The organism is Halomonas colorata, assembly GCF_014897985.1.
GTDB classification, from domain to species: domain Bacteria; phylum Pseudomonadota; class Gammaproteobacteria; order Pseudomonadales; family Halomonadaceae; genus Vreelandella; species Vreelandella colorata.
In genome coordinates, this window is record NZ_JABUZA010000044.1 from 22,280 (window position 1) to 35,612 (window position 13,333).

Annotated in this window: 11 protein-coding genes and 1 pseudogene; 10 read left to right on the top strand and 2 right to left on the bottom strand. The window is 52.5% G+C overall.

Going from position 1 to position 13,333, the window contains the following annotated elements; translation table 11 throughout:
* Positions 1-19 precede the first annotated feature (19 nt).
* The 5 genes and pseudogenes from INT33_RS17420 (at position 20) to INT33_RS17440 (ending at position 6,529) form a co-directional block, all read left to right on the top strand.
* A complete protein-coding gene (locus INT33_RS17420) occupies positions 20-1,234 on the top strand; it encodes a PcfJ domain-containing protein (RefSeq protein ID WP_193092570.1) in 1,215 nt (404 codons plus the stop codon).
* A gap of 99 nt (positions 1,235-1,333) precedes the next feature.
* Positions 1,334-2,896, top strand: coding sequence for an ATP-binding protein (locus tag INT33_RS17425; protein WP_193092571.1), 1,563 nt, complete (start codon positions 1,334-1,336; stop codon positions 2,894-2,896).
* Between the two features lie 121 nt (positions 2,897-3,017).
* A pseudogene (locus INT33_RS17430) lies at positions 3,018-3,131 on the top strand (zinc ribbon domain-containing protein); the annotation flags it as partial.
* A 394-nt stretch (positions 3,132-3,525) separates the two neighbouring features.
* Positions 3,526-5,601 carry a DNA recombination protein RmuC gene (gene rmuC / locus INT33_RS17435; RefSeq protein WP_226940257.1) on the top strand — a complete coding sequence of 692 codons (2,076 nt, stop codon included), beginning with the start codon at positions 3,526-3,528 and terminating at the stop codon, positions 5,599-5,601.
* 46 nt (positions 5,602-5,647) lie between these two features.
* Complete coding sequence (locus INT33_RS17440) at positions 5,648-6,529, top strand: SecC motif-containing protein (RefSeq protein WP_193092572.1); 882 nt, start codon at positions 5,648-5,650, stop codon at positions 6,527-6,529.
* Between the two features lie 372 nt (positions 6,530-6,901).
* Here INT33_RS17440 and INT33_RS17445 read toward each other — a convergent pair whose 3' ends face one another.
* Positions 6,902-8,197, bottom strand: a complete 1,296-nt coding sequence (locus INT33_RS17445; RefSeq protein WP_193092573.1) for a vWA domain-containing protein — start codon at positions 8,195-8,197, stop codon at positions 6,902-6,904.
* Positions 8,194-9,345: an ATP-binding protein gene (locus INT33_RS17450; RefSeq protein ID WP_193092574.1), complete on the bottom strand. Its 1,152-nt coding sequence runs from the start codon at positions 9,343-9,345 to the stop codon at positions 8,194-8,196. The genes INT33_RS17445 and INT33_RS17450 overlap by 4 nt, the downstream gene beginning before the upstream one ends.
* A 317-nt stretch (positions 9,346-9,662) precedes the next feature.
* On the opposite strand from INT33_RS17450, the gene INT33_RS17455 reads away from it, so the two are divergent.
* The 5 genes from INT33_RS17455 to INT33_RS17475 all read left to right on the top strand — a co-directional run bounded on the left by INT33_RS17455 (position 9,663) and on the right by INT33_RS17475 (position 13,276).
* Positions 9,663-10,280 carry a DUF2201 family putative metallopeptidase gene (locus tag INT33_RS17455; protein ID WP_193085279.1) on the top strand — a complete coding sequence of 206 codons (618 nt, stop codon included), beginning with the start codon at positions 9,663-9,665 and terminating at the stop codon, positions 10,278-10,280.
* Between the two features lie 40 nt (positions 10,281-10,320).
* The gene (locus tag INT33_RS17460) at positions 10,321-11,352 is read left to right on the top strand and encodes a helix-turn-helix transcriptional regulator (protein WP_193085278.1); all 1,032 of its coding nucleotides are present in this window, start codon (positions 10,321-10,323) and stop codon (positions 11,350-11,352) included.
* A gap of 91 nt (positions 11,353-11,443) precedes the next feature.
* Positions 11,444-11,959, top strand: a complete 516-nt coding sequence (locus INT33_RS17465) for a gamma-glutamylcyclotransferase family protein (protein ID WP_193085277.1) — start codon at positions 11,444-11,446, stop codon at positions 11,957-11,959.
* Complete coding sequence (locus tag INT33_RS17470; protein ID WP_193085276.1) at positions 11,959-12,462, top strand: opioid growth factor receptor-related protein; 504 nt, start codon at positions 11,959-11,961, stop codon at positions 12,460-12,462. The genes INT33_RS17465 and INT33_RS17470 overlap by 1 nt, the downstream gene beginning before the upstream one ends.
* Positions 12,463-12,862: 400 nt before the next feature.
* Complete coding sequence (locus tag INT33_RS17475) at positions 12,863-13,276, top strand: hypothetical protein (RefSeq protein WP_193092575.1); 414 nt, start codon at positions 12,863-12,865, stop codon at positions 13,274-13,276.
* The last annotated feature ends 57 nt before the right edge of the window (positions 13,277-13,333 follow it).

Below are 13,333 nucleotides of genomic sequence, written 5' to 3' on the forward strand. Positions count from 1 at the left end.
AATACCTATGCGCGCATGGATGCATCGTGCCTTACAGCGATGGGCACCGACATCCCATCAGAAGATGGCGACGCGTGGCGATCAACGTATTGTCTTCGACTTATCGGCTGCCGTTGGTTACCCCTTGGTCGTGAAAGTATCTCCATGGTGCTCACCCGCACCTTTTGCCTGGGTAAGCGAAACCCATCATGAGCCGCTGGCGTGGGGAGAGTTCTTAGCCCCTGCAGGGATTGGTTGGCAGGCCCTGATGAGCACTCATGGCGAGGCCTTAACGCGGGGCATGCCTGCTGAGGTAAAAACACTGGTTAACGCCGTACCCTTTTTGGGCATGGAGCTGGCCCAGCTGACAGGCCGCCACCCAGCGGCCTTGGATCTGGCGGTTTCCTCTCCCCTGCTGCTGGTATTACTCACTGAGAAAGCCATGGAGCATCAGTGGTCAGAACCCTATCTATTGAGCTTGCTCTGCAAAAAGCAATCTGAGCTGTGCGGCTATGCTGGCTTACCCAGTACGCAGGCGACTGCCAAACTGCTGCGCCGATGCGCGCTCTCCCCTATGATTGGGCGAGAGTTCATCACACTTAAGCGCGCATTAATGGATCCCCGTACCACGTCTCTACTTCGGCACCATCCGGCACCCTATGCTCAACAGTTAATTTTCTTAGGGAATTACCAAGGCGAACGGTGGCCTGGGTTACTCGCGCTCATTGATGAGGCGTTGAACTCGACCAACCGTGTTCATGATCGCACTTGGATAACGTCCATGCTAGAAGACACACACCGCCTAGATGCTGCCAACCTCTCAAGGCTTCGTCGTGTTAGATCGATAGCGGAGCTACAAGCGCTGCATGATCGTCGTATCGCACACTTTAATGCCCGAAATGCTGCGCAAAGTGCGGTTCAAGCTGACATGCTGGAAAAGCGTTATGGGCCTTTCCCCAACGCCCCACTACCGAACCAAGAAGGTATTTGCGCCTTAACCTCTTGGAGCTCACTCCTGCTTGAAGGCAAACGCATGCAGCACTGTGTGGGAAGTTACCACACGTTGGTGGCACAAGGGTCTATAGCAATTTACCACATGAGCCATCCAGAGCACTTAACCGTTGCCATTGCTCCCTTGGGTGATAAATGGGTGCTTAGTCAGGCGCGAGGCAAGCGCAATGCCATGCCCTCGGAACAAGCATTGCAGGCAGTCATGGGTTGGTTAGGCGAGAGTGTGCCTATTAAACGTACATAGTGCCTCAGCTGAAAAACGCAGCGTTATACGCACAACACTTTACCCTCCCAACACCGTGCTAAAATCATTCCAAACGCAAATGGTTCATAAGAGGTCAGCATGTCATCTGCCCATCGTCGTAAACTGCCCATTGGTATTCAAACCTTTTCGGATATTCGCGAAGGCGGTTATTACTACGTCGATAAAACGCCGTTTATTGAGAAGTTAGCGAACCAGAACAAATACTACTTTCTCTCCCGCCCACGACGATTTGGCAAAAGCCTGCTGCTGGATACCCTAGGCTGCCTGTTTGAAGGCCGCGAAGCACTATTTGAAGGTTTATATATTCACGACAAGTGGGACTGGCAACAGCGCCATCCGGTGGTGCGCTTAAGCTTCGGGAGCGGCGTGATGCAAAGCCGCCAAGCGTTAGATGTACGTATCCGCGATCAGTTACGCACCGAGCGCGCGCGCCTGGGCCTGACACTCACCTATGAAACCGATATTGCCGGTGAGCTTGAGCACCTCATCCGCCAAGCCCATACGCAATATGGCCAGCGCGTGGTGGTACTCATCGACGAGTACGACAAGCCCATACTGGATAATATTTTGGATACCGACCGTGCCCGTGAACTGCGCGAAGGGCTAAAGAACCTCTACAGCGTGCTTAAAGATGCCGACCCCCATCTGCATTTTGTGCTGCTCACCGGCGTTTCCAAGTTCAGCAAAGTAAGTCTCTTTTCAGGGTTAAATAACCTGCGCGATATCACCCTTTCATCGGACTATGCCGCCATCTGCGGCTACACCGACCACGATGTGGATACGGTCTTTGCCCCCGAGCTACCCGGCCTGGACCGTGACGATATTCGCCGCTGGTACAACGGTTACCGCTGGGGTGGGCAAGAAGTCTCCAGCGTCTATAACCCTTTTGACGTTTTGTTATTGCTCGAAGAGCGTAAATTTAGCCCTTACTGGTTTGAGAGCGCTACCCCCACATTTTTGGTGGATATGCTGAAAAAGCGGGGCGTTTTTACGCCTGTGTTAAGCCAGTTGCAAACCGAAGCCGAGTTGTTAGGCCGCTTTGATGTCGACCATATCGCAACCGAAGCACTTTTATTCCAAACCGGCTACCTGACGGTGCACTCGGTAGAAGAGCCCATGACCGGCTACTGGCTCTATACATTGGGCTACCCGAATCATGAAGTAGAGACCAGCCTTAACCAGGCGTTGTTACCAATCCTTGGCGTAGCATCGCCTCCTAAAGAGCGCCTAACGCTGTTTCGCCTGCTGCAGGCGCACGATCTTACTAGCCTAGAAACCCATCTTAAGGCCCTTTATACGGGTTTACCCCACGACTGGTACCGCAACAACCCAATCGCCCAATATGAAGGTCATTATGCCAGCGTGTTTTACAGCCACTTTGCAGCGCTTGGCGTGGACGTAACGGTCGAAGACGCTAGCCACCACGGTAAGGTAGATATGAGCGTCGACTTTAACGGCCATATCTATCTGTTTGAATTTAAAGTGGTAGAACAGCTGCCGGAAGGCAAAGCGCTGGAGCAAATCAAGGCCAAGGGCTATGCCGATAAACACCGCGCCAGCGGCAAACCAATTCATTTGATTGGTGTAGAGTTTTCAAGTGCTCAGCGGCAAATCGTAGCGTTTGAAATAGAGACGTTGTAGCGCTTGAGCAGCGTCAGCGGTGATGCAAAGCCAATGTATGCCGTTAACGACCAATCAGTCTCGCGCCTTTACGCCTCTGTGCCGCCCATTGTGACGCAAAGCGAGGATTCCCTGTCGGGTTGTTCGCACCTGGGATTGCCCCGATTGCGGCATCCAAGGCATTGACCGTGATATCAATGCCGCCCGCAACATCCTACAAGCAAGCACCGCGCTGTTAGCCGTTGCTGAGCGTTGAGGTAATACCGAGGGGCACTCGGAAATATACACCTGTGGAGTTTGTGTAAGACCGGCCATGCCAAGGCATTGCAAGCAACGGACAGCAAAGCAGAAACCGGGAAGGTAACAACCTGGGAATCCGCCACTACGATCTCTGATTTAGTGGTCGGAAGATGTCAATCTGGCTCTGCCTGAGCACAAGAAATCTGCTTAATCGAAACTCTACCGAGCAGTGAAATTCTTTAGCTGACATTTTTGTAAGCGAAAGCTTACATACAGCCTAAGGCCAGTGAAGTAGTATCAAGCTAAGAAAAATTCTGCTAAAGCATGCCAGCGTAAGTACATGACACGCGGTTCGTTTAGCTCACCAGTAAAATAACCTTTTGCTCCTATACCTGGCTTGGGACTTCTCTATGGAACAGTCATTCAATCTTGTACTGATCAGCAATGCCCTTTTTGTACTAGGTGCATTACTTGCCTTTGCCCTACAGCAGCGGCGGATTTCTGGAATGCGAAAACAGAAGGATGCTGCTCAAGCGGCTCTTCAGTCCAAGGAATTTGACTTACAACAGTCTGAACAGGCACATAGAACGATCAGCGAAGACCTCCAAGCATCCAAAAGCCGAATGACCACACTTGAAAGTGCTCTAGAAAGTGAACGTGCTTCGTTACAAAACCTACGGTTAGAGCAAGCTACCGAAAAGGAAGCATTGGCAGGCGTCAGAAGAGAGTTATCCGATCACCGTGACGCTGCTCAGCAACAGCTAGCCAGCCTTCAGGCCCAGCTTGATGAGGCGAGTAGAGACGTTAAAGCGCGTCAGACCCATCAAGATGAGCTGAACACGCGGTTTACCGAACTCAAATCGGAACTGAGTGATCGGGAATCTCGGCTCGAATCACGAGAAGCAAGCCTTCAAGAGGCGCAACAGCGAATAAATACCCTGGGTGATGAGCTTAAGACGCTCAGGGAATCCTCCCAAGATAAGCTCAGCACGGTCAATAATGACCTCGCTCAGGTGCGCGAGGCATTAGGCAGCGCCCAGGCAGACCTGAAATCCCGCAGTCAGGCTCTCGACGAGACCCGAAATAAGCTCACCACCACCGAAAGCACCTTGAACCAACAGCGCCAGGATTATCAGAAGAAACTTGATGATGCCCATCAGCAGATCGCCGAGCTGCGCGAAGCCCACGGCAGCATCCAGTCAGACCTTCAGGCAACCGCCGCTAACCTCAAGGAATCACGCGAGCAACGAGACACTGCACAGAAGAGCCTCAGAGAGCTTCAGACCACTTATCATGCACTCAAAAACGAGCATGGCGAGCTGCAAACCCGCACTGAAGAGAAAGAGCAGCAGTTCAACCGGCAGTTGCAATGGATGGAAGACAGCAAAAAGCAGCTCAAGATAGAGTTCGAAAACCTAGCCAACGAACTGCTCGACCAGAAAGGCAAGGCATTTTCATCTCTCTCAGAGCGCAACCTAACCGAGCTACTCAAGCCGTTCCAAACCGAAATAAAGGGCTTCCGCGACAAAGTGGAAAGCCTGCACACCCAAGAAACTGAACAGCGTGCCAGCCTACGGACAGAGCTAAGGCACCTACAGGATTTGAATAAGGACATTACCGACCAAGCCGCACAGCTTACCCAGGCACTCCAAGGTCAAAAGAAGGTGCAAGGCAATTGGGGTGAGCTGATGTTAGAAAACGTCCTCGATAGTGCGGGCCTGCGCCCTGGGGATGATTATCAGCGCGAAAGAAGCTTTGATACTGAGGAAGGAAAGCGCCGTCCAGACGCTGTGATCTATTTGCCACAGGGTCGTCATCTGGTCATTGATGCCAAAACCTCGCTCAACGCCTATCTGGAGTATGTGAACGCAGAGGATGACCTCTCACGGCAACATGCGTTAGCGGAGCACACAAAGGCTGTCAGTTCTCGCATTACCGAACTGGCAGACAAGCATTATTACGACCTGCCGGGCCTGAACTCCCCTGAAGTCGTTGTGATGTTTATCCCGATTGAATCGGCCTACGTTGAGGCGGTTCGCTATGACAGCACTCTCTATCAACGTGCCATTGAGAATAATGTGCTGGTCGCCACCCCAATAACCTTGCTAACCAGCCTCAATATTGTCAGTCAACTGTGGCGATTTGAAAACCAGAGTAAGCACAGCGCTGAATTGGCCAGTCGTGCCGAACGTTTTTATAACAAGCTCTCCAGCTTCGTTGAAAGCATGCAGGACGTTGGTAAGAAACTGGACGGTGCTCGGGGTAGCTATGACAAGGCGCTGGGACAACTGGTCAACGGCAGGGGCAATCTGATCAAGCAGGCGCATGAATTTAAAGAGCTTGGCGTCTCAGTGAAGAAAGAGCTACCCGCTGATATCTTAGAACGCGCCAAGCTTGAGATTGGCCCGTCGACTGACAATGAGCACTACCCATACCCAGAAAGTCAGCGCCGATCTGTAGAAAGCACCGAAAATCAAATGGATTAGAGTTTACTCGAGCTCAAAGGCATTCGCAGCGGCCAGGAGCAATACTATGAAACCGTATTTCAGCCCCGATGATTTACGTTTGATCATGCAAAACCGTCTGGATGAACAAAACCATAGCGCCGTAGAAGCGTTCTGTGGCCTATCACCCGAGCAAGTGTATAGCTGGCTATATGCACCTTTTGGTGAGTTTTCAGGGGTCACAATCCACCCACCAGATGATTTATCCACCAGCCCGGTGATGCGTTACTTATCGCTCATTGTAGAGGCTGCCATGCAGCAAGGTGGCGCCTTTAAAGCAACACCGAAGGGCAACCTGCCCACCACGTTAGTCAAACAGGCTAGTGCCCTACTCCCAGCGTTCGCAGTGTCTCAGCACCACACTCATATCAGCATCAGTGAGTTTGCGGGCCATAACGAAGAAGCGTTTAATTCCTTGCACTACACGCGCATTCTTGCGGAAGCGGCAGGCATCATTTACCGCCGTAGTGGTAAGTTTCATGTAAAGAAAACCGCGCAAAAACAGTATCAAACACATGGCCTTCACGGTTTTTTTCTACCGATGCTCGAAGCGGCGGTCACAAAATATAACTGGGGTTATCTGGATAGCTGGCCAGAAGAGGCTGACCTTCGGCCGTTTTGGCTATTTATGTTGTGGCGGTTACAACGTCACGGTTCTGTAGATCAATTGACTAACGAGGTGGCCGTGGCTTTCCCCCGTTTTGTTGACGAGATGCCCACCGATACACACTACTCGCCCACGCGCTTGCTGCGTTTGTTGATCGAGTCTCGTTTTGTAGGTCGCTTTTTACAGTTTTGGGGATTCGTAACTATCGACCCGAAAGGCATGTTTTCGGATGCGACAGCGCCGAGAATGATCAACCAGCAAAATCTGCTTTCAAAGGCGTTTAAGTTCTCGACTGATCAATAATGAGTAGCAATAGCTGAGGCTATTATGTTGCTTGCCCGCACACCCTTGAGAGCGGTAATAGCATTTTTTTGGCTGATCGATGTAGAGAGTTTGTGTAGGGTGCCGCGGCGGACATAGGTAGCTGCCGGACGATGCTAGCCTTATGTAACTTCCAATTATGAGAGAGCTAATTATGAGAGAGCTGGGTCTTGTACTTGCGCTGGGGAGCGGCCGCGCAATACTAATCCAGATGAAAAACCACACTTTTATGCGCATATAAATGAAATAAAACACACTTATATGCATAAAAGTGTGGATTAGTTGCTCAATTTTCATAAAAACGTTATCCAGCAAACACTCCCTTTAAACGTGACGGGTAGATCGATACTCTTCCTAGTGGCTGCGATTCGCTACCCTTCCAAAGATAGCGTCCAGCTCATCAAGCTCAGTGTGACCGTTGCTTTGAGACCTGGCATGTCTATCGGTAGTGACTCGCTCCGCGATCGGCCCTCCATCCATGAATAGCACCTCACCCCAGGGCACTGGGGGCCGGTGGTTGGCAGTGAGACACCATATCACCGGGTAGCCTGGTGACCGCTGGGGTGCACTGATCATTCCATCCGTTAACGCCACCAGTACGTTAGGTGGTGTGATCGCCAGCGATTCAAACACGGGGCGGATATCACTTCCGCCACCGCCTTGGCACTGCCAGTGTGCGAGATCATGGAGCTGGCCTTCGTGCAGCATGCTGCGCTGGGTAATCTGGCTATCGAACTCAATGACGTCCACCGCCACCCGATCGCAGGCCGCTAAAATACCGGCAAGCTCGCTTAAAAAGTGTGGTAACGCCCGTTGGCAACTGCCGCTGGTGTCAATGGCGACGGCAAGCGCGAGCGTTTGGCTACGCTGGCTAGGTAGGTACAGGCCACGGTGCAGGTGACGACGTGATGGCGGTAGCCACTGCCGGTTGCCGGTTAGCGTCCGTTGAATGTGGCTCGCCAGCACCTGCTGCCAAGGCACTTGAGGTTTCCGCAAGCGCTCGATGAGCGTGTTCAGATGCCCTGGCAAATGGCCTTGCTGATGCTGCTGAGCAGTGGCGACTAAACGCTGCTGCCATACTCGGGCGTTTTCTGGCGTGACTGGCTTGGGTGTAAAATCTGGGTCGATCACGCCCTCCGCTGCCGTCACGGCAACATGGAGCGTATGTTCATCCAGTACGCGCCCACGCTCTCGTCGGTGGGGATGCTGACGAAGGTCAGCGTAGACTTGCTCAGCCGAGCAGCCTAAATAGCGGCGGTGATAGAGCGCATCGTCTGGGCAGTGGCGTAGCTCTTCGCGCAAAATGCCGTTGATTTCGTAGTCACAGGCGCGGTTCCAGTCGTTAGGGTCACGTCCGAACTGCCGAGCATGATGGCCCAAGGCGCAGTGCCACACCTCATGCGCCAGAATAAAACGGCGATCTTCATCACTGCGCTGAGCCATAAACTGGGCATTGACGAAGATCGTTTCGCCATCTGTGCCTGCCGTCGGCAGGCGGTCATCGACAATGCTCACAACTGACAGCTGCATCAGTAACCGAGCGGTAAACGGTTGTGCCGACATTAAAACCGCACGGTCTGCTTCGCACTGGCGTTGGATGTGGCGCTTGAGCGTTTGTTCGGCAGCGCTAGGGCCGCGCTGACAACTCATGACACCGACTCAGCCGCCAACGCAGCACTTATATGATTGGCCAGGTGTGTTTGAAACACACTCCCATGCTGCTCGCTCCACGCATCAAAGGCGGGGTGGCTCATTAACGCTAAGGTACGCGATTGCTGTTGGACGTCATTGGCACCTTGCATCGCATCCATCAGCGCTAGCGTGGCAAAATCGGCACTGAGCGCCTGGCTGATCTGAAAAAAGCGCGCGATACGCTGCTGTGTTTTAGCATCATAAAGTGCGTCATCAGCAACGTGTTGCCATAACGTGTGGGCAAGCCCCGCGCAAAAAGCGTAGCGCTGATCAGCGCGCGTTGGAATATCTATGGGCGCTTTTCCATTCAGCATGGCAGGGATATCTGGCAACTTGAGTGCCCAATCACGGAATGCCAAAAACTCGGTTGCCGCGCCCTGCCCGACGAGACCATGAACCATCAGCGCTTGGGTAGCCGCAGGCAGCCTCGTGCTGTGGTTAAGCGACTGCGCCACGCGCGTCCAGCTACGCGGGCTTGGCCAGCCCTGCTCAACATTGCCCTCCATGTCGAAGAAGCATTCTGGCCGAAAGCGTAAAAAAGCCGTTACGTCGGGATGCAGCCCCTCCCCGGCCGCCCAGCGCGTCCAGGTGTCTAGGTCAGGTGTTAGGCTGATATGACAAAAGCGGTTCGCTAGGGCACTAGAGAATGTTTGTGCGACGGCGCGGTCTTCGCTGCGGTTTCCAGCTCCCACTACCAGCCAGCCCGGCGGCAGGCGGTAAAGATCCCCTAATCGTCGATCTAAGATCAGTTCATACGCAGCGACCTGCAGGCTGCGGTCTGCGGCGGTGAGTTCATCGAACAGCAAAATGCCACGGCTATTAGGGTCTCGTGGCCACTCACCGGCTAACAGCCAGTCCACCACACCGCGCTCATGATCAGGCACCGGCAGGCCACGCAGGTCGATCGGTTCACGCTGAGCTAGGCGAATATCAATAAAACCTATGCCCTGCTGCTCAGCCACTTGGCGCACCACCGAGCTTTTCCCTACGCCTGGCGGCCCCCAAAGCATCAGCGGTGGCAGTTGCTCTGCCAGCATTGGGTCGCTAGCGAGTTGGTCTACCTGATGGCGTAGCAGTTGCTGTGCTTGAGCGGGGGTTGCATACATAGAAGGCACTCCAATGCGCTGTGATTGCCAACCAGTATGTGCCGCACTTGCGACATTATATGTCGCAAAAAAGTATTTCCTCATTCACTGTGCATATTACATTTCTCTATTTCATCGGTCTGACAATCCCTTGGTCGTAGGTTAAATTTCTGCTGGGCCCACTATCCAAACCCTGAGCCGCATGCATGTCGAACTAGCAAACAAAGTCAAAGGTTGTAGGTCACTAGCACTAGAATGTATATCTGAGCTATACGACACCAAATGTCGCAACCACGTCATATCCTCATCTTCTCTTATCAGGGACGGTGGACGCTACAATGACCACGAACGAATGTGTAACGACTCAAGACACTACCCAACAGGAAATCGCCAAGTGGCTAGATGATCGTGAGCAATGGAAACACGAAATGCCCGTCATGGGCTTTTTAAGCCAGTTTCTCACCCTTACCTCCGTCACTGACTCACATTTTCACAGTGCGGGCACGGATGGCAAGCAGCTTTATATTTGCCCAGATTACAGTGCCACATTATCTGATAGGTCCCGTCAGTTCTTACAAGCGCACCTCATTTGGCACTGTGTGGCAGGCCATCTGACCGCACCGCTGGTGGCCAACTATCAACGTTGGCACCTGGCGTGTGACCATGAAGTGAATGCACTGCTGTTGACACTCGGGATTCCTTTCCCTGCTGATGCCCTGCTCTTTCCAGTATGCGTGGGGCGCAGCGCGATGAGCGTTTATCGCTGGCTGGAAGGGCACCCCAATATTGCGGTAGAAGCGTCCATCGATATCCACCCCGCCGCCCTCTGGCATACATTACCCACGACTCACATAGACCCAAGTACCGTGACGCTGTGGCGACAGCGTGCTCACCTAGTCGCTAAAGAGCCCGGCGCTTTACCGGCGCGGGTCGCTAAGTTTTGTGAGGCGCGTTAAACTCAACGCTTTCATGAGTTCAGCCAAGGTTGGCGTCACTATGTCCGAACCCCGCGATACGCTTTTCCGTTACTTAACCATGTTGCAGCTGATTCCTCGCTTTCCAGGGCGTATCGCGACGCCCGTGTTGAAAGAGAAGCTTGCAGAGCGCGGGTTTAATATCGATACACGTTCTCTGCAGCGGGATTTAAGCCAAAAGCTCTCCACGCAGTTTCCGATTGGCTGTGACGATAGCCAGAAACCTTACCGATGGTATTTTGATCGTGACTTTCAGTGCCAGCTACCTGCACTTGATGTACCCAGTGCGCTAACGCTGGTATTGGCGGAAGAGTATTTGAAGGGGCTGCTGCCTCCGGTGGTGGTCGGCCAGCTCTCGCCCCACTTTACTGACGCACGGAAATTGCTGGACGACATGAGCGCTAATGGGCTTAGCCAGTGGGCACGTAAGGTACGCGCCATTCCTAACGGCAAAGCGCTGATCCCCGCTGAGATTAACGAGGCAACCTGGCAGACCATCTCGCAGGCACTCCTTGAGCAGAAAGCCGTTGACGTTATTTATCTATCACGCACCAGCCACTCTGAAAAGGCGTTTACCCTCCACCCTCAAGGCATTGTGAGCCGCCACAGTGCCACCTATCTGTTAGCTCATGTGGATGGGTTTAAGGATCTGCGCCAGTTCGCCCTTCACCGCGTGAAGCAGGCAACACTCAGTCAACAGCCCTGGCAAGAGCAGCACGATTTTGACGTTGATGAGTACATCAAAGGCGGTGCGTTTGGGTATCGGCAGGGGCCGAGCGATGTGGTGCTGGAAGCTGACATTGCTAAACCGGTGGCGTGGCTACTACAGGAAACGCCGCTATCAGACACACAATCGATAGAGGCGTTGCCGGATACTGACGGCTGGTATCGGCTGACCGCCCACGTACCGGATGATCAGCAGACGCTGTGGTGGCTGATGGGCATGGGACCAAATATCAAGGTCACCGCGCCTCACGCATGGCGAGAGACGATCAAAACGAACGCAGAACAGATGTTGGCGCACTACGCCATAGAGTCCTCATCGTCTTCATAAACACTCGTTAGCCTCATGGTCTGACACACCTTTTTTTCCGCATGCGGAAAAATACGACGACGTTATCATTGCTACACCTAGGAGGGTTTCCATGCTCTATTTTGCCTACGGTTCCAACATGGCAACCCAGCGCTTAGCGGCTCGCGTTCCAGCACGCTTTGTGACCACTGCCCTTCTGCCCGCTTACCGCCTAGCGTTTCACCAGCGCGGCGGGGACGGCTCAGGCAAGTGCGATATTGTGCCTGCCTCAGCGCAGTCCGCTGTCTATGGGGTCATTTGGGAAATGGCGTCTCATCACAAGCCGACGCTCGATCGCTATGAGGGACTGGGCGCGGCGTATAACGAGACGTGGCTTACCGTTACGGATCTCGCCAGTGACCGGCAGTTTGAGGTGCAGGCGTATATCGGCAACCTCACCGCACTCGGTCTGCGCCCCTATACCTGGTATAAGCACCATGTGCTTACCGGGGCACGTGAGCATGGCCTGCCCGCCTATTACCTTCGTGCACTGGAGGGCATTGAGGCGCATCAGGATGACAATGCCGAGCGCCATGCCCGAGAGATGGCGTTATATGCCCCGTTGGAACCCCTGATGAGTGCTACTTAATGGATAATGATCAGCGCTTGATTGCTTTTTACGGTGGCGAAGGCTTGGATCATAAAGGTCGGTGTCTTGAGGATATTTGGGCGCTATCGCCTTTTTGGCTAGAGCACACCCATGACTATATTCAGTGGCTGTTCCCTATCCCGGAGGCCGGCCGTTTTAATGCCTTTGCTCCCTTGCTGACGCCAACGGTACAGGCTGCGTTTGAGAGAAGTGACGTTATGCGCCAGCATCAGCAGCGCTCGCTTGAGGTGATGCTCGATTTTTTTGGCCTCGCTCGGGAGGGGAGCAATATCGTCGCTCAACCAACGCTGGCAATACAAACCCATATTTGGCTAAAAGCGGGAGGCCATAACCATTTACGTATCACGCGGATGATTCGGTCGTTAGCCTTGTGCCACCAGCCCGACCTAGCCCGCACCTTTCAGCAAGCGGTCATCGAGATCGGCACCCAGCAGGGAGTAGTCTCTGAGCCGTCGATTCAGTATTGGCGAGAAGCCTTTTAAACCAGCTTAAACGGTTCAATGTCGCGAAAGATGTCGATTTCGGTCATCTCGCGGCGGAGTGTCAACGCTTATACCGCCGCCACTTAAAAAATGCCTGGCTACAGCGAAACGTCAAAATGACTTACATCACTATCGTGATTTTAAATTCACGCCAAAACTAAGATAAAGCTGCCCAGCAATACCCAGTAAATTTATTCTTTGTATAAGTACAGCTGAGCCGACCAGCACTGATCAGAACTAGCCAAAGGAAAGAAAGAAACTCTCATATTCACTAGCATCTTGCGCCAAGAAACCAATAAAATAAAATGAGCCTGTGCGCCATCAATCCATAGCTTTGAAAAAGCATACATTCTCTTGAATTGTGATCAACCACAACTACTCATTAAACTTTAGGACTCTCATGTCGATATGTATTGTCTCTCTTTCAGATCAATCTTTTTTCACTATAGTGACTGCTGCTTTAGAAGCATATAAAGTTGATCATGCTAAGCATGACTCAGGTGAGTCGGAAAAATATCTTGAAACATTTGGCAACCTATGGGGCTACCGTAGTGAAGACACTGCAGGAAAAAAGGTCTTTCGAGTCGTAATGGCTGATGTTTCAACAGCGGCGGAGAGATCCCAAGATTTTGTCATCGACAAAAAAGAAAGCTACGATGCTAAAAGTAGCTTTATAGAAACATATTATCCAGAATTAAGTTTTATTGGGGACTATCATAGCCATCCCTATACCATTCAAAGGGATGGTGTCAAAACTGAGCTAGATCTTGAAAGAAACGAACTCTATCAATTTTCTAGCCTGGATTTCTCATAGTACCTCAGCCAGTACCGCACTCAGGCTGTAACACCGCTAAACACCTACTGGCTCGAC